21 protein-coding genes, 2 tRNA genes and 1 other RNA gene are annotated in these 20,575 nt (G+C 59.2%); 14 read left to right on the forward strand and 10 right to left on the reverse strand.

The window, feature by feature from the left end:
• Window positions 1-93 precede the first annotated feature (93 nt).
• Together ffs and P0111_16945 are read right to left on the reverse strand one after the other, a co-directional pair.
• An RNA gene (gene ffs, locus P0111_16940) (signal recognition particle sRNA small type) lies at window positions 94-193 on the reverse strand.
• Between the two features lie 240 nt (window positions 194-433).
• A tRNA-Ser gene (locus P0111_16945) sits at window positions 434-523 on the reverse strand.
• 209 nt (window positions 524-732) lie between these two features.
• Here P0111_16945 and P0111_16950 point away from each other — a divergent pair.
• From P0111_16950 to P0111_16965, 4 genes are all read left to right on the forward strand, one after another.
• Window positions 733-1,521, forward strand: coding sequence for a mechanosensitive ion channel family protein (locus tag P0111_16950; GenBank protein ID MDF0645718.1), 789 nt, complete (start codon window positions 733-735; stop codon window positions 1,519-1,521).
• Window positions 1,522-1,851: 330 nt separating this feature from the next.
• Complete coding sequence (locus P0111_16955; GenBank protein ID MDF0645719.1) at window positions 1,852-2,970, forward strand: DUF481 domain-containing protein; 1,119 nt, start codon at window positions 1,852-1,854, stop codon at window positions 2,968-2,970.
• 50 nt (window positions 2,971-3,020) lie between these two features.
• Window positions 3,021-3,437 (forward strand): large conductance mechanosensitive channel protein MscL, encoded by a 417-nt coding sequence (gene mscL, locus P0111_16960; GenBank protein ID MDF0645720.1) that lies wholly within the window; start codon window positions 3,021-3,023, stop codon window positions 3,435-3,437.
• 118 nt (window positions 3,438-3,555) lie between these two features.
• Complete coding sequence (locus P0111_16965; GenBank protein MDF0645721.1) at window positions 3,556-4,854, forward strand: OmpA family protein; 1,299 nt, start codon at window positions 3,556-3,558, stop codon at window positions 4,852-4,854.
• 583 nt (window positions 4,855-5,437) lie between these two features.
• On the opposite strand, the gene P0111_16970 is transcribed toward P0111_16965, so the two are convergent.
• The gene (locus P0111_16970) at window positions 5,438-6,529 is read right to left on the reverse strand and encodes a HEAT repeat domain-containing protein (protein MDF0645722.1); all 1,092 of its coding nucleotides are present in this window, start codon (window positions 6,527-6,529) and stop codon (window positions 5,438-5,440) included.
• 345 nt (window positions 6,530-6,874) lie between these two features.
• Between P0111_16970 and P0111_16975 the strand changes: the two genes are divergently transcribed.
• The 6 genes from P0111_16975 (at window position 6,875) to P0111_17000 (ending at window position 11,587) form a co-directional block, all read left to right on the forward strand.
• Window positions 6,875-6,957 (forward strand) — tRNA-Leu (locus P0111_16975).
• Window positions 6,958-7,042: 85 nt separating this feature from the next.
• The gene (gene tig, locus P0111_16980) at window positions 7,043-8,356 is read left to right on the forward strand and encodes a trigger factor (GenBank protein MDF0645723.1); all 1,314 of its coding nucleotides are present in this window, start codon (window positions 7,043-7,045) and stop codon (window positions 8,354-8,356) included.
• 59 nt (window positions 8,357-8,415) lie between these two features.
• Complete coding sequence (gene clpP, locus P0111_16985) at window positions 8,416-9,045, forward strand: ATP-dependent Clp endopeptidase proteolytic subunit ClpP (GenBank protein MDF0645724.1); 630 nt, start codon at window positions 8,416-8,418, stop codon at window positions 9,043-9,045.
• 23 nt (window positions 9,046-9,068) lie between these two features.
• The gene (clpX, locus tag P0111_16990) at window positions 9,069-10,325 is read left to right on the forward strand and encodes an ATP-dependent Clp protease ATP-binding subunit ClpX (GenBank protein ID MDF0645725.1); all 1,257 of its coding nucleotides are present in this window, start codon (window positions 9,069-9,071) and stop codon (window positions 10,323-10,325) included.
• Window positions 10,326-10,514: 189 nt separating this feature from the next.
• Window positions 10,515-11,021, forward strand: a complete 507-nt coding sequence (locus tag P0111_16995; protein ID MDF0645726.1) for a PilZ domain-containing protein — start codon at window positions 10,515-10,517, stop codon at window positions 11,019-11,021.
• A 50-nt stretch (window positions 11,022-11,071) separates the two neighbouring features.
• Window positions 11,072-11,587 carry a PilZ domain-containing protein gene (locus P0111_17000; protein MDF0645727.1) on the forward strand — a complete coding sequence of 172 codons (516 nt, stop codon included), beginning with the start codon at window positions 11,072-11,074 and terminating at the stop codon, window positions 11,585-11,587.
• Here P0111_17000 and P0111_17005 read toward each other — a convergent pair.
• The 3 genes from P0111_17005 to P0111_17015 form a co-directional block, all read right to left on the reverse strand.
• Complete coding sequence (locus tag P0111_17005) at window positions 11,580-12,293, reverse strand: HEAT repeat domain-containing protein (protein ID MDF0645728.1); 714 nt, start codon at window positions 12,291-12,293, stop codon at window positions 11,580-11,582. The two genes, P0111_17000 and P0111_17005, sit on opposite strands and share 8 nt — an antisense overlap.
• Window positions 12,294-12,367: 74 nt before the next feature.
• Entirely contained in the window at window positions 12,368-13,162 is a 795-nt protein-coding gene (tatA, locus tag P0111_17010; protein MDF0645729.1) for a twin-arginine translocase TatA/TatE family subunit, read from the reverse strand.
• 101 nt (window positions 13,163-13,263) lie between these two features.
• A complete protein-coding gene (locus P0111_17015; protein MDF0645730.1) occupies window positions 13,264-14,466 on the reverse strand; it encodes a M24 family metallopeptidase in 1,203 nt (400 codons plus the stop codon).
• A 70-nt stretch (window positions 14,467-14,536) separates the two neighbouring features.
• Here P0111_17015 and P0111_17020 point away from each other — a divergent pair, with 70 nt between their 5' ends.
• The 4 genes from P0111_17020 to P0111_17035 all read left to right on the forward strand — a co-directional run bounded on the left by P0111_17020 (window position 14,537) and on the right by P0111_17035 (window position 17,892).
• A complete protein-coding gene (locus P0111_17020; GenBank protein ID MDF0645731.1) occupies window positions 14,537-15,019 on the forward strand; it encodes a hypothetical protein in 483 nt (160 codons plus the stop codon).
• 130 nt (window positions 15,020-15,149) lie between these two features.
• Window positions 15,150-15,578: a hypothetical protein gene (locus P0111_17025; protein ID MDF0645732.1), complete on the forward strand. Its 429-nt coding sequence runs from the start codon at window positions 15,150-15,152 to the stop codon at window positions 15,576-15,578.
• A 4-nt stretch (window positions 15,579-15,582) separates the two neighbouring features.
• Entirely contained in the window at window positions 15,583-16,329 is a 747-nt protein-coding gene (locus tag P0111_17030) for a gamma-glutamyl-gamma-aminobutyrate hydrolase family protein (protein ID MDF0645733.1), read from the forward strand.
• Window positions 16,330-16,440: 111 nt separating this feature from the next.
• Entirely contained in the window at window positions 16,441-17,892 is a 1,452-nt protein-coding gene (locus P0111_17035; protein ID MDF0645734.1) for an amino acid permease, read from the forward strand.
• On the opposite strand, the gene P0111_17040 is transcribed toward P0111_17035, so the two are convergent.
• The 4 genes from P0111_17040 to nagZ all read right to left on the reverse strand — a co-directional run bounded on the left by P0111_17040 (window position 17,893) and on the right by nagZ (window position 20,565).
• Complete coding sequence (locus tag P0111_17040; GenBank protein MDF0645735.1) at window positions 17,893-18,300, reverse strand: hypothetical protein; 408 nt, start codon at window positions 18,298-18,300, stop codon at window positions 17,893-17,895.
• Window positions 18,301-18,520: 220 nt separating this feature from the next.
• Complete coding sequence (locus P0111_17045; protein MDF0645736.1) at window positions 18,521-18,997, reverse strand: phosphate-starvation-inducible PsiE family protein; 477 nt, start codon at window positions 18,995-18,997, stop codon at window positions 18,521-18,523.
• Between the two features lie 23 nt (window positions 18,998-19,020).
• The gene (locus P0111_17050) at window positions 19,021-19,425 is read right to left on the reverse strand and encodes a hypothetical protein (GenBank protein MDF0645737.1); all 405 of its coding nucleotides are present in this window, start codon (window positions 19,423-19,425) and stop codon (window positions 19,021-19,023) included.
• Window positions 19,426-19,452: 27 nt separating this feature from the next.
• The gene (nagZ, locus tag P0111_17055; GenBank protein MDF0645738.1) at window positions 19,453-20,565 is read right to left on the reverse strand and encodes a beta-N-acetylhexosaminidase; all 1,113 of its coding nucleotides are present in this window, start codon (window positions 20,563-20,565) and stop codon (window positions 19,453-19,455) included.
• Between the last annotated feature and the right edge of the window lie 10 nt (window positions 20,566-20,575).

A 20,575-nucleotide genomic window follows, 5' to 3' on the forward strand; every position in this document is an offset into this window, starting at 1 on the left:
GGCAGGATATTCAAACAGGCTATCCGACAAGGTCGCAGGGACTGAGAACTCCGAGGCGTACGGTTTTGGGGTACGTTTCAACATCCTGCATAGCGGGGCCAGGTGATCCTGCGGCACCCAGAACTGATTGCTTACCGTTGCTTCCTTCCGGACCTGGCGGGGTTCACAGGGTTCCGTTGCACAGGGCCTGGCCCCTTTTTCAAGGTGCTGAGTCCGGAGGAACGAGTTCTGAGCCTAGCCCTATTGAGCCCACCCTCGCGTCGTTGAAACTCAGCACACAGCACTTGCTACCCGGCACTGAACACTGAAGTCCGATACCATCCTCACAATCAGTGAGGCTCCGGGTCAAAACTCACTCATACCGAGGTGTCTATCCGCCCGCAACGATCACGATACTGCGACTAAGAGCGAACGGTTCACACGAAGTGTGGTTTGGCGGAGAGGGTGGGATTCGAACCCACGGTCCCGTTGCCGGGACGCATGCTTTCCAAGCATGTCGATTCGTCCACTCTCGCACCTCTCCGCAATTCTCGGAAATGTGATCTTAGCACGCGCGTTTTTGAGCGGCAAGGTGAGCGTTTGACGCTACTCCGATGCTTTCCTATACTGCCGGACGATCCGCGGAGAGGTCGCATGACGTGAATCTTGAAAGATGGACGAAGCTGCGGGCCCGTGGTACCAGCAGGGAATTCCTATGAGGAGATGGTTGGTCGCTAAGAAGGAGGCGCCGAGATGATTGCAATGGAGACGCTCACGCAATACGCCGTGCGATACGGCCTGCAAGCTGTGGTAGCGATCGGGATTTTCGCCGTCGGAGTGATCGTGGCGAGATGGGCGGGGAACCTGGCAAGACAGCAGCTTGAGCGCCACACGCTCGAGCCGCCGGTCCGGCTGCTGTTGGTTCGCGTCGTCAGAATCATCGTCCTGTTGTTCACGACGGTCATCGCCCTGGAGGCGCTCGGAGTGCCCATCGCTCCCTTGATCGCAGGCATCGGCGTCGCCGGCGTGGGGATCGGACTCGCGCTCCAAGGTGTACTCGGCAACGTCATGGCCGGGCTGTCCATTATCTTCACGAAACCCTACCGGGTCGGCGAGCACATCTCGGTGTTGGGCGTGCACGGAGATGTCGTCATGATCGACATCTTTTCCACCGTCCTCATGCACGCGGATCACTCCCGCGTGATCATCCCGAATCGGAAGATCATCGGAGAGATTCTTCATAATTTCGGCACGATCCGTCAAATGACTCTCACCGTCAACATCGCGTACACGGCCGATATGGACCGGGCATTGGCCATCACGCGGGAGGTGCTCCAGAGCCACCCCAAGATCCTGAAGGATCCAGCTCCGTCGGTCGGTATCAGCGCGCTCGGCCAGCCGGCCATCACCATTGCCATTCAACCCTGGACGGCCGTCGCGGATTACGGTTCGACCCAAGGGGAAATCAACAAGGCAGTGATGGAACGGTTTCGGGCCGCGCAGATCGAGTTTGCCCCTTCCGCCGTTGTACCAAGGCCCTAGGCTCGTCATCCGCCATCGCGGGGATCGAACCGGAACGGTTTCGTCCGTCGCCGCGGAATCGCCCTCACTCAGGAGCATCTTGCATCCAGCCCAGAAAGATTGTTCATATAGGATCAGCGGGGCGGGTACAACTGCTTACGCAGTTCTTGCCAATGACATCGGTCTCCCGCGGCACCGACCTGGCTCGTCGTCAGGCTGCGGGTGTGATTATTGCCAAAGCCGTGAGGATTCGGTTATACACCTGAGTCTCGCTCGAGTTGATTCGACCGACGATTCTCGCAATCAACCCATCGGAAGGCCGTCCACGGAATTAAGGGGAATTTGACGTTCATGCGAGGATCCTCGACCCTGAACGCCTGGGCAATCGTCCTGGCTCTCTGTTTGGCTTTTCCCTTAGCCGCACTCGCCTCGGACACCGATGTAGCGCCCGGTCCTCCGGCCCCGGTCCCCATCGATATTGTGACCTTGAAAGACGGCAGCATTCTGTACGGCGAGGTCATCGAAATGACCGAGGGGACGCTGCTCCTCAAGACCGTGGACAGCGCCGACAAGGCATTCAAGGTCAAGTGGAGTGAGGTGTCCAAGCTGACCGTGACCCATCCTCTCCCGTTCCATTTGAAGGAGGGTACGATCTTGGTAGGCACGACCCAAGCGGACAAGGACGGTTTCCTCCTGCTGAAAGTGGAATCGCTGGCCGAACCCCTGACGATTCCAGTCGGATCGGTCGCCTCCATCAACCCCCTCGTTCAGCCACCGGTTGTTTTCGTCGGCGCGGTGACGGCCGGCATCTCGACAGCGAACGGCAACACCAATTTTCAAAACGCCAGTTTCCTGTTGGACCTCACCGGACGCAGTGAAAAGCTGCGGCTGCTCTTGAACGGCCGGTATGTCTACAACGAGAACAACGGCCAACTCGCCGCCCGGAATGCCCGTGGCACGATCAAGCTCGACTTCTTTTTCACCAAACGTTTCTATGCCTTTACCAGCGCCTACTTCGAGCAGGATACATTCCAGGATCTGAACCTTCGGACCGCACTGGCGACCGGACCGGGCTATCAGTTTATCGACCTGGGCGATTTTTCCGGCCCGTACTTCAAGGACATCACCCTGTCGGGTGAGTTCGGCGTCAGCTATTTCAATGAGGATTTCAAGAATCTTCCCGATCAGTCGTCCGTGCGCGGACGAGGATCTCTGAGGCTCAATTGGCCCATGCTGGATGAGCGAATCGTGCTCTATCATTTCGGCGAATTTTTCCCCTCTTTCCAGAACAGTCAGGACTACTACATCACGATGGACCAGGGCATCCGGTTAAAGCTTATCGAAGGGTTCGTCGCGAATTTTCAGTACACCTACCGCTATAACAACAAACCCCCGGCCGGTGTTCAGAGCACTGACACGCTGTATCTCATCACGTTCGGCTACAATTTCGACACGACGCGACGGCGTTGACTTCGGCTGAAAGTCTCTCTCCTCAATCACTCGATACAAGGAGGGTTCCGATGTTGAAAGAATTCAGGGATTTTGCAATGAAGGGCAACGTGCTCGACATGGCCATCGGCGTCATTATCGGAGGAGCGTTCGGAAAGATCGTTTCATCGCTCGTCAGCGACATTCTGATGCCGCCCATCGGGTTGCTGATGGGGAAGGTGGATTTTTCCAGTCTGTTCCTGACCTTGTCGGGTACCCCACAACCCTCGCTGGTTGCAGCCAAGGCGGCGGGAACGCCGACCCTCAATTACGGCGTATTTCTCCAGAGCGTGTTCGACTTTCTTATCGTCGCCTTCGTGATTTTCATGCTGGTCAAACAAGTCAACCGCTTCAAGCGAGAGGCTCCGCCGGCACCACCGGCCGGCCCTACCAATGAAGAGAAATTGCTGATGGAGATTCGAGACGCGATCAAGAACCAGCGGCATTGAGTATGATGCCATTCCTGAATTCTACGGTCGGCGAGGAACCGCTCCCTCCTCGCCGCGCACGGGAGATCCGTTTCCGTCTGACATAAGAGGGGCCCATCGAAAAGCCAAGGAGGAGTCAATGCGAGGCAAGAGACTGGCAGCGTTCGTCCTGGGATTAGTCGTCACGGTCGGAGTGACGGGGGAGAGCGGTGCCGCCTGGTACTTGCAGGAAGAGGCGCCGAATGACAGCACGAGCCGGGCGCTCAACGAGATGACGGCCAAAGCCAAGGAGGTACCCCCTCCAGCGGATCCGCGCGATCTGCGGATCGCAGAACTGGAACGTATGGTGGCGGAGCGGGACAAGGAAATCGCTAGGCTGAACGGACTGTCGGGCGATTTGAGCCAGGCAAAGGGCCGGAGTGGCGATCTGGAGCGCCAACTGGCCGATCGCGACCGGGAGCTCGCCGATCGTACTCACGAATTGGCGGCACTCCGTTCGAGTGCGAGCGATTCTGAAAAACTTGCCCAACAGCTGTCCTCGACACAACGGGATCTCGAATTCTCGAAGAACCGTACGGTTGATCTTGAGAGGCAGATGAGCACCCTCTCAGCCTCCTCCGGTGCGGAGATCGCTGCCCTTCAGGCCGGCGCAGACGACAAGGACAAGCTCGCCGCCGAGTTGGCAGCGTCGAAACAACGGACAGCGGAGCTTGAAGCGCAGTGCGCAGCCCTCGGAAGCGCCGCGGGCGAGCGAGATAGACTCACGGCCGAGGTGGCGGCAGCCAAACAGCGGACCGCCGACCTTGAGAAGCAGCTGGCCGATCGTGATCGGGATCTCACAGGACTTCGCGGTGACCTCTCGGCGGAGAAGGATACACTCATGGCCGAGGTGGCCTCGGCCAAGCAGCATACGGCCGATCTCGAAAAGCAGCTGGCGGACCGGAATCGGGAACTGGCGAGCCTTCGCGGTGACCTCTCGGCGGAGATGGCGAAGCTGAAGGAAGCCGAACGCGGCCTGATCCGGGCGCTTAGACCCCAGATCGACAAGAAAAACATCACCGTCGACTTGAACAACGAACGGCTCCTCATCAACCTGAACTCCGGCTACCTGTTCGACTCCGGAGACGATCAGCTCAAGCCAGGGGGTGCTGAGGCCTTGAAACAGGTCGGCGCGATTCTGAAGGAATTCCCCGAATACCACGTCGCGGTGGACGGGCACACGGACAACCGGCCGATCCGTGCCGCACTGAAAAGCAAATTTCCGTCCAACGTGGAACTGTCTGAAGCGCGCGCGCGGAATGCCGCAGAGGCGCTGGCCGGTGGCGGATTCTCTGGAGCATCCACCGCCGGCTACTCGGATACCAAACCGGTGGCCTCCAATACCACCGATGCCGGACGGGCCCAGAACCGACGGGTGGAAATCCGCGTGACCAGATAGCGCACCCCCCACGGCGGCAGGAGCCTTCATCAGGAAGGCCCCTGCCGCTGAAGCTCCCCCTCAAGAAATCGAGCCGATCCTCACGGTTGAACTTGGTCGTCGCTTTGACCGTCGTGTCGGGAATGGATGCATCATCCGCCTCAAGCGGAACCACTGGCTGCCCGATCACGCCGCCGCTCTTGTTGAAACGATCAACCGCCACATCGGCCCTGTGCACGTCATGGATCGACGAAGTCTTGTACGAACCGGACAATGGATCGAGGATTCCGATCTTAATCGGCTCAGCCGCCAATGCCGCACTCCGGCGGGGAGAACCGTCTAATACCCGGATCGTTCTATTGTCCGTACGCTTTCCTGTCGTGCGATGACAGAGATCTGGGACAGCCGACTTCCGCGCGTAGGATTGTCGGACAATCCCCATAAGCCCCGCCGCGCGAAAAGACGGAAGAGTAGTTCCAGGGTCGTTGTGTCGTATCGGTCGGATCTGATTGAGATTCCGCGGGTGACAAAGAAGGCATCTCACCCTAGACCGGGCCCCGTGCCTCCGGTTGTCCTGTCACCAATGAGGGGCGTGAGTACCCGACTAGCTGTATTGGTCCTCGGTGTATACCTGTTTGATCGCCCAGAATACTGCTTCCTTGAGTTTCTTCATCTGAGGATCTACCGGGTCTTGCCGGATTTTTTGGAGTTTCTTATCGAGATCAAAGAGTGGCTGGACCGACCGCCGGTCCGGCACCCTTCCAAGCGCCCATGCGACCTCTGTCTGCACAGTGATATCGACGCCCGGAGCGTCCAACATCTCCAGCAGGGGAGGTACCACCGACGAATCATTATGCGTGTTCCCGAGATCCCCAAGCCCTTTGGCGGCCGCGGCCTGCAATTCCGGCTGCTTAGAATGTTTCAAGATGTCGACCAGAATCGGAATGCCCTCCTTACCCATGTTGCCTAACGCTACTGCAGCCTGCTTGGAAAGATCTTTGTCCTTGAGGGCGGCTTTGAGCTTCGGAAGCGCCTCATCCGCCTGCATTTCGCCCAGAAGAGAAATAATCTTGAGCTTACGGATCTGCGGCGTATCCGTCGCTTCCAACAGTTTCAGTAATCGATCCGGCTGACCCCACTCAGCGGTCAGCAAGACCGGGAAATCATACTGCTCGAGTTTCTCCCGCAACTTGCCCGCAGCAAAGACGCCCGGGTCGCCAGCATCGGCCGCCTGCGCGGCTGACACAGCATCCTCGAAGTCAGTCCGCACCTCCTTCTGCCATCTGACCTTCAGTTCACCCAACACATAGGTCAGTTGGCAAGCCGGACCTTTCCAAAGCCGCGACGGGGCATCAGGAAGGTCCGCGTCACCCCCTGCCACGGTCGTGCCCTCCCAGGTCTTTCGTTGTTCGCATTTGACCCTAAACAGGACGTCGTGGGGTTTGCTTGCGTCCCCGATTGTTCGATACCCCAATTCGCTCAGTCGCCGAGCGACAAGCTCGGCGATCGGCGCCGCATCGACAGATCCTTTATCAGACAGCATCAGAGCCTCGACCTGAACCGTCTGAATTTTCTCGAGTTGGGCCTTCTGTTCTGCGGTGAAATAATCTCGATAGGCGAGCGAACGGGACGGATCGACAAGAATCAGAAACCAGAATGCCGTCGTCAGTACCACATGATGTAGAGCAGCGTGCATGGCGGGCCTCATTCAGAGGGTAAGCATGCCGACGAACTACGCCTTCGATGATTATACCGGTTCTCTCGGGCGTCGCAAACCCGGTCGTCAGGAATAGAAGCGATTGAGAGACTTCGGAAGTTCGTACCCCTTGTGAGTACCTCAATCGGTTACGCGGTGACAAATCGTATGCCGCGACCGTCCGCGCCGAAATCTCTCCGCCGCCTTCCCCCAAACCCGCTGACCGCCCCGCAGGAGTATGGGTTGACAGTCGCACATGTCCAACGGTACAAAATACCGGCAGGAGCGCGTAATTTCGCCTGTTTGTTGAATCGGATGAGACCGAACTCCGGGACTCTCCGCCGTGCGAGAGTGGCGGAACTGGCAGACGCGCGAGACTTAGGATCTCGTGGGTAACCGTGGGGGTTCGAGTCCCCCCTCTCGCACCAGGCCCAAGCCAAGGCAGATGCCGCCTGCCCGGTGTTGTCAACGACAGAGGAAGGCAACGACAGCTAGAAGGATTGAATGCAGCCCATGAAAATGGAAATGACAGAGCTGGGGCCGATGAAACGAGCCCTGAAGATCGAAGTGCCGGCAGAAGAGGTTGCGCAGCGGTTTACCCAGGCTTACAAGGAACTGAACCGCCAGGTACAGATGCCGGGGTTCCGTGCGGGAAAAGCCCCCCTCGCGCTGCTGGAAAAGCGCTACGCCAAAGCGGTTGAGGAGGATGTCGTCCGGACCCTTGTCCCTGATTTTTACGACCGAGCCGTCCGTCAGGCCGGCATTTCTCCGGTCCTGGTGGAAATCCCGCCCCTGGAACGGGTCAAGATCAAGAAGGACGCGCCATTTACCTTCACGGCCACCGTTGAGATCAAGCCAACGATCGAATTGCGGGATTATAAAGCTCCGAATCCCATCTCCTTGAAACCGGACAAGCGTAGCATCACCGACGAGCAGGTCGCGAAGGGCATGGATGTCCTGCGGGAGCAGCATGCCCGACTTGAAGCCGCGGCCACCGGCCATCGAGTCGCCGAAGGGGATTTCGTCGTGCTGTCGCTGGCCGGCCACTTGGACGGCCAACCGCTGGACGGGACCAAGAAAGAGGGGCATCTACATCGCGTCGGTTCGAAGGCTTCGCTATTGGGCTTGAGCATCGATCCTCACGTCGTCAACACGACGGAAGGACAGAGCGTCACGATTTCACAGCCTTACCCCGTCGACCACCCAGATCCTCGCGTGGCCGGCAAGACCGTCACCTTTACGCTTGTGGTGACCGCCGTGAAGGTGAAGAAGCTGCCCGATCTGGACGACGAGTTCGCCAAAGACTGCGGAGCCTATGCCTCACTGTCTGAACTCACCGACCGCCTGCGCGGCGAAATGGAGAAAGCGTTGAAGCGCGAAGTTGAGGAACTGCATAAAGATACGATCATAAAACGCCTTATCGACACCCACCACTTCGATCTTCCCGACACGCTGGTTGAGCGTGAGTTGGAGGCCATCATCCGGCAATATGCCCAACAGCAGGGGCGCGTCGGAAACGAGGCTCCTGGGGGCGCAGAGGCGGCTGATCCTGCACAACTCCGTCAGCAGAATCGGGATGAGGCGATGCGCCGGGTGAAGGTCGGCTTGATACTTGAGGCGATCGCCGAGAAGGAAAAGATTAGCGTCAGTCAAGAAGACGTCAACAAGGAGATCAATCGCCTCGCACACGAACTCAAGATCGCCCATGGCGACCTGGTGAAGATGATCCAGGCGGGCGGCCAGGATTCTCTGGCAGAATTGCGGGCACGCATTCTTGCCGAAAAATCTCTGGATTTCGTCTATCGCAACGCCGTGATTCAAGGATAGCCCGACAGCGACTGAGGGTCCGCGAGACCGTCCGGACAATCTGGAAAGGAAGAACCTGCATGCTAGTTCCCATCGTCGTTGAGCAAACGAACCGAGGCGAACGCGCCTACGATATCTACTCCAGACTCTTGAAAGACCGCATCATCTTTCTCGGAGCGCCGATCGACGACATCTTCGCCAACCTGATCATCGCCCAACTGCTGTTCTTGGAGGCCGAGGACCCGGAAAAGGACATCAATCTCTACGTCAATTCGCCGGGCGGCAGCGTCACGGCCGGCCTCGGCATTTACGACACCATGCAGTACGTCAAACCACCGATCAATACGATTTGTCTCGGACAGGCCGCCAGCATGGGAGCGTTGCTGCTGACCGCAGGCACGAAGGGGAAGCGCTTCGCCCTGCCGAACGCCCGCGTGATGATCCATCAGCCGTTGGGCGGCTTCCAGGGCCAGGCCACCGAGATCGACATTCATGCCAGAGAAATTCTGAAGATTCGGGAACGCCTGAATGAAATCATGGCGAAGCATACGGGTCAGCCTATCGAGAAAATTGCGCTCGATACGGAACGGGATTATTTCATGTCCGGGGAGGAAGCCAAGCGCTACGGCCTGATTGATGAGGTCATCACTCGCGCCCCCAAGGCCCTCAAAGCGGTAGGATCGGACAAGGACGGCTCTAAGGATAAATAGCCGGTACCGGCGCAGGAGGACGCATGGCCAAGCAGGAAAAGATGGATCGGCATCTGCGATGTTCGTTTTGCGGGAAAAGCCGCGACGAGGTCCGCAAGTTGATCGCTGGGCCGACTGTCTACATCTGTGACGAATGCGTCAACCTGTGCAACGACATCATCGCGGAGGACTGGGAAGAGGCCAAAGAAGAGATCTCATCCAAGCTGAAAAAGCCGGCGGAGATCAAGCACCATCTTGACCAGTATGTAGTGGGACAGGAACGAGCGAAGCGCATTCTCTCCGTCGCCGTGCACAATCACTACAAACGTATCTCCGCCAAGGAGAAAGACGTCGACGACGTTGAACTACAGAAAGGCAATATCCTCATGGTCGGCCCCACGGGGACGGGCAAGACCCTACTGGCGCAAACATTGGCCAAGTATCTGGATGTTCCTTTCACACTGGCCGACGCCACCACGCTGACTGAAGCCGGCTACGTCGGCGAAGACGTCGAAAACATCATCCTGAAACTCCTTCAAGCGGCAGACTATGATGTCGAACGGGCCGAGAGGGGCATCGTCTACATCGATGAGATCGACAAGATCAGTCGGAAGAGCGACAGCCCCTCGATCACCCGTGATGTCTCGGGTGAAGGTGTCCAGCAAGCGCTGCTCAAACTGATCGAGGGAACCGTCGCCAATGTGCCTCCTCAAGGCGGTCGCAAACACCCTCATCAGGAATTCATCCAGGTTAACACCAGCAATATCCTGTTCATTTGCGGTGGCGCCTTCGTCGGGCTTGAGCAACTCATCGAACAACGGCTGAACAGAAAATCCATGGGATTCGGCGCCGAGATCCGGAGCCGAGGCGACATCCGGCTCGGCGAGCTGTTCGAGCAAGTGCAGCCCGAGGATTTCCTGAAATACGGTCTGATCCCTGAGTTTGTCGGCCGCCTTCCGGTCGTGGCCACGCTCGACGAGCTGGACGAACGCGCCCTGATCCGCATCTTGACGGAGCCGAGAAACGCCCTGACCAAACAATATGAAAAACTCCTCTCCTTCGAGAAGATCAAGCTCAAATTCACGGAGGGCGCTCTCGGTGCTGTCGCACGAAAAGCGTTTACGCAAAAAACTGGCGCACGGGGTCTTCGGGCGATCTTGGAAGAAGTCATGCTGGACGTGATGTATGACGCCCCATCCCAGAAACAGATCAAAGAAGTACTCATCACGGAAGACGCGATCCTCGGGAAACACGCGCCGATCCGAATTTTCGAGCAAGACAAGGACGCCAAGACAGCCTAGGACCGGCCACCCGTCGCACTGCTCTTCGTATCTAGCTGCGATCCCACCGGGCGAGGCTTCTTTTCCGCTCCCACCCTCACTACCGGCCGACCGCCGTTGATAAGTGTGTGGTTTTCCTCGACAAGCGGAAATGCTGCGCTATACTTGCGCTGTATCGCCACGCTGGGGGAAGTCGTGAAGTATCACGTCGTGTCTAGCCTCAGACACAAAGGTAAGACGATCGAGATGGATTCGGCCCGCGAGATCGTCACACTGCTGGCCATCAACGGCGAATCGATGGGAAATCTCTCCTGGGATTTCGTGATCGACCAAATTCTTGCGTATAGAAAGCCTCCGGCTGCACGTGAGTCACGCTCCGAACCGCGAGTCACTCTGTCATTTCGAGTGAAATACAAGACTCCCGAGGGACAGCAATTCGAAAGTCGGGCCGATGGGATCGGAGGCGGTGGCCTCTTCATCGAGAGTCTCACCCCTCTCGCCGTCGGAACCCAACTCGCTATGGAATTCTCCCTGCCGGAATGCCCGAACGAATGGCTCCCGGCCAAGGGCCTGGTCGCATGGGTCTGTCCGAAGGCCGATCAGTACACATTCAGCCCTGGAATGGGCGTTCGGTTCACGGAAATTGCCCCGGAGATCCGGAACCGGGTTGTGGAACTCGTGAAGAGCATCCAGCATGTGGGCAAACCGGCCGCCTGATGGATTCAGGAGCCGCTGCGCAGCGATTGTCTAGCCGAAGGACAGACCCGATGAAATTTCCGGTCACGATGACACCGGGGCATGATGGGACAACCCTCGAGATCGACACCAATCAAGAGCTGATTGCGCTGCATGAGAAGCACGGCGAACTACTCGGCACCATGACATGGCAGGAAATCATCGAACGAATTGTGGCCACCAACGACGCCCATCGGTTTGCTCATGCCCGCGCTCACGCGCGGGCTCCGCTTGCCGTCAAGGTCCGCTATACGACGCCGGAGGGAAAGCAATACGACAGTCTGACGGGCGGCATCGGTGGAGGAGGGTTGTTTATTGAAAGCAGCACGCCTCTGGCGCCGGGAACTGAATTGGCCGTTGAATTCACCCTGCCGGACCGCCCGTGGGCCAAGCACAAGGCCAAAGCCAAAGTCGCCTGGACCAGGAACAAACCCGAGCGCTTCCTGCTCTTTCCCGGGATGGGGGTTCAATTCACCGCTATCGACGATCAGGCTCGGAAGGAGTTGGTCGAATTGGTGGCCGCCCTGAATCGCTCGCGTGTTATGTAGGCTCGCGTTCCGCCCACCGACGCACAGTCCGATTCCTATCCGTTCTCGCCGCTTGGTCGAGCGCCTGTCGCGTGGCCTCATCCCCGGTCATTCGCAGTCGATAGGCTGCTTCCGCGCGGACGCTTGGATCAGGATCTCTTGTCAACTGTTCTCGTACCCGAGCCATCACCGCCGGCGTATTCATCTCCCCCAGAACGGCGACCGCTCTTTGACGCACCTGGGGATCCGGATCATCCCGCAGCACCGCTTCGAGGATGCTCAGCCATGGCGTGACATCGACGTCGACCAGCGCCGACAGCGCCGCTCTTCTAAGCTCGACATCAGGTGAAACCAGGAGATCCGCCATGGAGCGGAGCGACCCGACCGGCGGTTCCAGTTCACCGATCGCCAGGATTGCTGCCTGTCGCACCGATTCCTGCGGATCGGCCAAGGCGCCCAGCAGCCGGGGAATCACATTATCCCGGGACGATGCCCCAAGCCGACCGACTGCTCGGGCCGCGGCACGTCGGACGGTCGCGGACTCGTCGCTCAGAAGGTCGGCTACGGGCAAGGCGGCGGTTTGGTCTCCGATCTTCCCCAAGGCTTCTGCAGCCGTCTCCCGGGTATCCGCACTGCAATCACGGAGAAGAGCCAGAAGGACGGTTACGGCCTCATCCCGCGACGGCGGTGTTTCTCGAACGCATCCGGGGGACCACAAGAGACCCACTGCAATCAATGCAGGTACGGCACGACGGTATGCCTTACTACATCCCCGTTCGGCGTCCTTGCCCGTCGATCGCCTCACGCTGGTTTGGGGGGATCTTCCTGAACGACCGGGAGTTCTTTGGCGGCTTCGATCGATTGTTGCAGTTCTTTCTGAGCTGCGTCCATCTCGGCTTGAATGGTCCGCATCTCAGGGTCAACCGAATTGCGCACGTCCGCCACGGCTTGCTTGAACGTCCGCAAAGCATCCCCCAAGCCTTCACCCAAGCTCTGCATATCCGCCGGGGAGATGCCGGTCGGTTGCGCCGCCTTCGCCTTCATCGACGCCTGCTGCGCCTGGACGCGAGCCACCGCATCCTTGTTCACGACGGCCGACGGCCGCTTGGTCATCACAGGCTTCTGCTGCGCGTTCTGGGGAAGAGGGGGGTACTGCCCCCGCATCATGGGTACGGGCGCCGCGGCCCGTTCTTCCATGGTAGGAGGGCGTTGACCCACGTCGGTCGCAGCCGCCGAAACGGGAGCCTTGGAGGAGGCTGAGTGGACCTGCGGTCCCATGTTGTACATCGCAGCCGCGGTGGTTCCGGGAGTCAATTCCGGACCGGGCGTGTACGGCGCCGTGGGTTTCGGCTGAGGGGATGCCGCTGCGGAACTCGCTGGAGGTTGTACCTGGTGGATGTCGGATTGACTCGCGGGTGGCACGGCCTGTTCAGATTGCGTCGCTTCCGGGGAGGGGATGTCGTGGACCTCTTTCTTAAATCCCTTGAGGGCCTTCCCGACGCCTTCCCCGATTTGAGGAAGCTTACCCGCCCCAAAGATGATGAGTACGATCGCCAGGATGATGATCAATTCCGAAATACCCATGGTGCCGAACATGGCATCGTCCTTTGGCTCGCGCGAAGAAGGCGACCTCGCAGGTGTCCACTGTATAGGCCGACCGGATCTGCTGTCAAGGAAGCGCTCCGAGTGAAGCCCCGTCACAACAGCGGTGCCAACGCTTCCTGAAGCGGAAGTCCGAAGACCAGCGCGTTGCTTTCGGACAGATAGACATCGAGTTCGCTCCTGATGCCGAATTCGCCCGGCAGATAGATCCCGGGCTCGATGGAAAAACACGTGCGCGGGATGAGTCTACGTGTCTCTTGCGTCTCGAGGCCGTCGATATTAGCGCCGTTGCCATGCACCTCCTCGCCGATCGAATGGCCGGTGCGGTGAAGGAACTGGGGGCCGTAGCCACCCGCCTCAATGACGCGCCGGCAGGCATTATCGACCTCCCATCCGAATGGACGGATTCCTGCCGCCAGTTGCCCACGCACGAAATTCAATGCTGCATCCCGGCCCTCCTTGACGAGATTGAATACTGCGCGGTGCTTATCGGGAACGGTCCGTCCGGCAAACGCGGTCCATGTGATATCCGCGTAGACCGAACCGGCCCTCGCGCGTTTGGCCCAGAGATCGATCAGGACCAGATCATCCCGCCTGATGTCGGTGGATCCGGACGGCGGGGGTCCGTAATGCGGATCGGCACTGTGCGCGCCGACGGCGGCAATCGGCGCACTCGAAGTCGTCATCCCTGCGTCCCGGATCCGACCAAGAATGAATTGCTGCAAGCCGTATTCTGTCAGGACCCTTCCGCCGCCCACCATTTCTCCGACGTGCGCAAAGGCTTCGTCCACGATCCGTCTCAGCGCCTCGGCCGCATACTGGTGAGACTCCAGTTGCGCATCGGTCCAGACCGCTTCAAAGATTTGAGTCAGATCGCCCGAACTGACGATCTCGACTCCGAGGCTCTCGACGAGTTCGACGGTTCCCGCATCGACCCGCGACACATATGGCACGGCGTTCATGGGAGAATACTGCATCACGACTCGGCGCCGCCCCTCCAATATCTGCGAGAGTAATTCATGCTGTTGAGTCCAAGACACATACAGGTGGGACTCGCCGGGCAACGGATCCAACACGTACGGCTCGATACGGTGCAACAGCTTTTGCGGGGTTCCTTCGGTCGGAATCCAGTAATACCACCGCCTGGTGACGTGCATGGCAACGTCAAGCAACAGGATGCGGTAGCTCAGCGGATCGCTCCCTCGGAAGTCGTAGAACAGCCAGCCGTCGATGCCTCCGGCCTCTTTCAGTGCCAGTTGAACGGCTCGCACACGGTCCAGGTGAGGCTGATCGGTCACGAGGCGCATCTTATCGTCGGGTCTGCGGAGCCGTCAACGACGTGACGGTCGGCTATTAGGGCATGCTACAATGCCCCTCATGCCGACGGACCCCTGTACTGAATCAATTCAATACAGAATCACGCTGTTCTTCGGGCCGGAGGCGGTGGAAGGGAAGCCTTCCACCCATGCCTGCGTGTTCAACGTCAAGAAGCGCAGTTGGAAGGGGGGCATCCAGGTGCTCGTGGAGATTACCGAAGCTCAAATACAGGCAAGCCGCACCGCCACACAATTTTCTCGGTGGCTCAGCCAAACCTTGGCCGCCACGAGATTGGACGATCACGTATCACAGGAAGCGCGGGCCGGCGAGGTGTTCGTCCAAGCTCTCTGCCGCTACCGGCTCGAACGGCTGTTACAGGCCGGCATCGCCCAGGAGAACCAGCGTCTAACGGCCGACGCATGGAACGCCGAAACACAAGCCGATCTGATCCGGCGCACCGACTTCATCCGATCCTACGTCGCGGCCGAAATGGACCTTCAGCCCGGAGATCCGACTTATACCAGGGACACCTAATGCCTTCAAGAGGCAGGGGGGTTGCATTCACAGGTGAATTTGTTATAACCGACAGGGGCATGCATGTGGATGGCCCTCAGGTGCCACCGCCGCAGTTCATATTTTTCCAGTTGAAGAAGGAGGGCCTTCCGTGAATCTTCATTCGCCTTCATCGATATCCGTCACCGCCTGGTCCAGGGCAGTCGCCATGATCCTTGTCCTGGCGTTGTGCATGTTCACCATGGCGCCACAGGCCGGGAGTCAGGATGCCGCCCCGGCCCCTTCGTCCGAAGGCGGCAGCGCCTCGGGCGCCGGCATTGGAGTGCTTTCGGGTTTGAGCACAATTCTCTATCTGCCCTTTAAGACCGCTTTCGCCATCGGGGGCGGCTTGGTCGGAGGCTTGGCCTATGTGTTCTCCGGTGGAAACGAGAACGCAGCGAAGAGTATTTGGACCACCAGCATGTACGGCACTTACGTCATCACCCCGGAGCATTTGCGCGGTGACAAGCCCATCCGCTTCCTCGGGGTAGCCGACAGTGCGGAAACGCCGCCGTCGTCGGTGGTGGAGCCAGCCCGCTGACCTGATGAAACCACTCATCGGCGTCACGCCTGATTTCAATGCCGGTGATCGAAAAGACTGGGGAGGTAGGGAGCCCACATACTTCCTGCGGGCGCGCTATGTTCGCGCCGTCGAAGAACTTGGTGGGATTCCCATCGTTCTTCCCCTTGCCACGGACCGCGATGCCCGCCGCCGCCTACTCACCAGTATTCATGGTTTACTCCTGACCGGCAGCGGTCCGGATCTCCCGCCCGGACTGTACGGGGAACGCCAACGATACACATTCGATCTCGTAAGCCAGCGACGCTCGACATTTGAACTTGAGATGGTCCGGATGGCCCAAGCCGCCGACTTGCCGGTCCTGGGCATCTGCGGGGGGATGCAGACCATGAACGTGGCATTGGGGGGCAGTCTCTTCCAGGACATTGCCTCCCAGGTGGAAGAGGCCCTCAAACATCGCCAAGCGGCACGCGCAACCCGCCTCAGCCATGCGGTACGCGTCACCCAGCACAGCCTCCTTCGTCGAATCCTCCGCGCAGCCACCGTCCGTGTCAACAGCTCTCATCATCAGTCCGTCAGAGATGTGGCCCCATCGCTCGTGGCGAGCGCCGTGGCTCCCGACGGGATCGTAGAAGCCATTGAGTCACGGCAGCACCATTTTTTTCTCGGGGTGCAGTGGCATCCGGAGTTTCTCTTCGATCGGCATCGGCCCCATCGGCGACTGTTTGAAGCGTTCTTGCGTGCTGCGCAACGGCGCCCGATAACGCGGTGACGCTCAGTTGGACCACAGCAAATGCGGAGATACCTGCTATACTTGGCCTGACGTACACGATCAGGTGATTGACGCCCTCCGATTGTCTCTTCCGCGCACAAGAGATAACCAGTGATACGCAGCCTCTTTCGGACCAAGCCGATTCAACAGATTCTGGCAGACGCCGATCATCCCACCCATCGACTGAAGAAAACCCTGACAGCCTGGGACCTCACCTGCCTGGGCATCGGTGCGATCATCGGAACCGGCATCTTCGTCCTGATCGGCACCGCGATTGTCGGAGATGACCACAGGCCTGGAGCGGGACCGGGGATCATCCTCTCCTTTGTCCTATCCGGACTGACCTGTGCGCTGGCCGCCCTGTGCTATGCCGAAATGTCGGCCATGATTCCCGTAGCCGGGAGCGCCTACACATTTTCCTACGCGACGCTCGGAGAAATGCTCGCCTGGCTGACGGGATGGAATCTGATCCTCGAGTATGGGGTCGCCTGCGTGGCGGTCGCCATCGGTTGGTCCGGCTATTTCAACAATCTGCTCCGGCTGGCCGGCATTGAACTCCCCCATTGGGCGACCCATCCGCCAGGTGGTTCCGAGGGGGGTGTCGCCAACCTTCCCGCTGCCATCATCGTGCTCCTCGTAACCGTCGTCCTCGTCGTTGGCATCAAGGAAAGCGCGCGAATGACCGGCATTGTCGTCGTGATCAAACTAGCCGTCATTCTGTTCTTCATTGGGATTGGAAGTACCTCGTTGAATTCAAGCAACTGGTCTCCGTTCATGCCGCAGGGGTTTGCCGGTGTGGGAGTGGCCGCCGCCATCGTCTTCTTCGCGTATATCGGATTCGATGCCGTTTCAACGGCGGCTGAGGAGGCTAAGAACCCTAAGCGCGACGTTCCTATTGGGATTATCGGATCGTTGACCGTCTGTACGATCCTCTACATCGCGGTGGCGACTGTGCTGACCGGGCTGGTTCCGGTCAGCCGGATCGACATCCACGCTCCGGTGGCGGAGGCGTTGCAGCTCGTCGGATTCAAGTGGGGGGCCGCGGTCGTGGCGATCGGCGCCGTAGCCGGGATCACCAGCGTTCTTGTCGTCATGATGCTCGGACAGATTCGGGTATTCTTCGCGATGTCGCGCGATCGACTGCTCGGTCCGTGGCTATCCGCCGTCCATCCTCGTTTCGGCACGCCGCATAGAGCCACGATCCTGACCGGCATCGCCGTGGCGGTCCTTTCGGCGCTGATTCCCATCGGAGAGGCCGCGGATATGACCAACATCGGAACGTTCTTCGCGTTCGTCCTCGTCTGCGTCGGCGTCATCGTGCTGCGCTACACCAACCCGGACTATCCCAGACCGTTTAGGCTTCCGTTCATGCCAATCGTCCCGGTAGCCGCCACATTGGCCTGTCTCTGGCTGATGTGGCAGCTGCCCGGACTGACATGGATTCGCTTCGGCGTCTGGACGGTCATCGGTATCCTGATCTATCTCGGGTATGGACTCAAACAGAGCAGGCTGGCAACGCTCGAGCCGCATGCGCAGCTCGTCTACCCTGAGAAGCAACCATGATCAAGCAGCCGGACCGCCTTCGGGCTCGGCAGCAGAAACCGGTGCAGACGGCTGAGGCGCGGCTGTCGGAGAGGAGGGAGCTCCTGCTTGAGTTGCCGCAGGTGGAGCCGCGGGTTTGGGAGGAGCGGGTGGCTTGGGAGGCGCAGGCTTCTCCGGCTTGATTCCACCGTCCCATGACGGCCCGGAGTACATGTCGGCCGACAGTCCCTTGGCCTTCCACTTGTTCTCGAAATCCGCGGCAGCCTTGTTGGGAGTCTCTCCGGTCCCCACCACCTCGTTCCAAGGATAGACCTTCGGACCAATCTGACATTGGTTGTCCGTCCTTCTCAGGTACAGCGCGATCGGGTTCCCGCGATACGGCCCAAGGAATATGTGCACGCAGCCGACGTATTCGATCAGATTGGCCATGTCGACTCCAGAGAAGCGGCATGATGCCACAAGCCATAAGCGTAGGGCAAGGAGGCTGCCCCGTTTGCTCGCACAATGCGCCCTGTCCAGGTGCACGCCTCCACGCTGCACCGAGGGCCGGGCGCATGTACGAGAGGTTGACGCACCACAGCTCCACCGGCGAAGTCGCTCACTGTCGGCGCAAGTGATGGAGGAGAAAGGAAGCGCGGAACCAGCACCCCTACGGCGAGATCGTATGAGGTTGTGCGGGGACCTTACGGACCAGAAAGACGCCGACCACCAGCACCATGATCACCATCACGTTCAGCCCCACATCCATGAGGTACTGATAGAATTGATTTTCATTCATCGACGGGAGATGGGACAGCTCTGCGCTGGCGGTCAACACACGTCGCGTGCAGGCGATGATGCCGACGGCCAGATAGGGTTCAAGATCGAGCACCTCAGTCTGGAGGAAACGGATCACCGTGCGAAACAACTCGAGCAAAATGATCACGAGCAAGATATCGTTCAACAGCTTGAGACCGGACGGCAAGAGCCCGATCTGACCGGCTCTGGTGGCGAACACGTACCAGGCATGGGCGAACAAGAGCATGCCCAAAACCAGAAGACTGAATCCGGCTGTCATATAGCCGAGCCGGTCCAGCCATTCCATCACCCCACACCAGCGGTTCATGACTGCTTTGCGATCCTGCATGGAATCCTCTTACTTCATCCGGATCATGCGGTTCCAGCCGGCGCATTCGGTTGAGCGTCCGATCCTCCCTCTGGATCTGCTCCCCGCAACGCTCCGTACCTGAGATCCCGCATCGAACTCACGGTGAGTGAGTGACCGCAACAGCGGATTTCCTTGAAGCCGGCACCCCCGTCCATGATCATAACCCGCAGCCCACAGGAATCAGGGTAGAACTTCTTTTCATCGAGAACCACGGCCAGCGGCAGGGCGCCCTTCTTCCGGCCGCCGGATGGGTGGATTTCGGGAACAACATCCTCATCGGTTAGTTCATGATCGCAACACATGATCTTTTCGAAGCCTGCTCCTCCCCCCATCACCTTGACCACCAAGCCGCACGAGTCAGGATGGCGCTTTCGCTCATCGATCAGGTCGCCCTTTTTCAGCGGCACGGGATCTCCTTCACAATACGATTATGGTTAAAGAGTCTGCGGAATCGACGCCTTGGCCATTCTGGCCCCTGTCTGATACACGCTCTGCAAGAGCGCTCGGTGGGTCCGGCAACCGACGACGAGCCTTGCGTCGGAAATCGATGCCGGCCTGTAGGGGAGCACATAGCGCTGCTTCAACCGTTGAATTCTCGCCACGGACTGATCCAGACGCTCCATCGTGATGTCGCCAGCCGCCACAGACTGTTCGATCGCCTCAAATGCCTCCACTTCACGCCCCCGATCTTTGCAGATCAGGAGCACGTCGCAACCGGCCTGGATGGCGCGGACGGCGGCATCGGCGATTCCATAGTGGTCGACGATCGCGCGCATCTCCAGATCATCTGTGAGTACGACGCCGTCATATCCGAATTGATCCCGCAGCAGCTGCGTGACGATGAACGGAGACAGCGTCGCGGGGCACTGCGGGTCCAGCGCCTTGTAGAGGACATGCGCGGTCATCATCGCGGCCACACCAGTGGCGACCGCACGCCGAAACGGCACCAACTCCATCGTGTCGAGCCGTTCCCGAGAGGCCTCCACCACTGGAAGCTCCTTATGGGAATCTGTCACGGTATCGCCATGACCTGGGAAGTGCTTCCCGCAGGCCACCACCAGGTTGTCCTGCAGCCCGGCGACCGTGAGGATGCCCGATTCGCTGACGAGGTCTGATGTCGCCCCAAACGCTCGGTCGCCGATGATCGGATTGTTCGGGTTACTGTTCACATCAAGTACGGGTGCCATGTTCATGTTGATTCCAACGGCCCGCAGCTCCTTCGCGATGGTTGCGGCAGCCGCATAGGTCAACTCGGCGGAGTTGCACCGGCCCAGCACCTCGCAAGGAGGAAAAATCGTGAAACCGGCCGGCAATCGCGAGACGCGGCCGCCTTCCTGGTCGATCGAGATCACGAGGGGCGACTTTGGGTTGCATCGCTGCAGATCGTTAGTCAATTCCACGATCTGGCCGATGGACTCCAGATTCCGCGAGAAGAGAATGACGCCGCCCGGTTTGTAGGTTTTCAGAAAGCCCGCGAGCTCGGGCGTCACGGACGTGCCCATGAAACCGATCATGAACAGCTGGCCGACCTTTTCGCGAATCGTCATGTGAGATCGT

Origin of the sequence: Nitrospira sp. (assembly GCA_029194535.1) — a bacterium.
Taxonomy (GTDB): domain Bacteria; phylum Nitrospirota; class Nitrospiria; order Nitrospirales; family Nitrospiraceae; genus Nitrospira_C.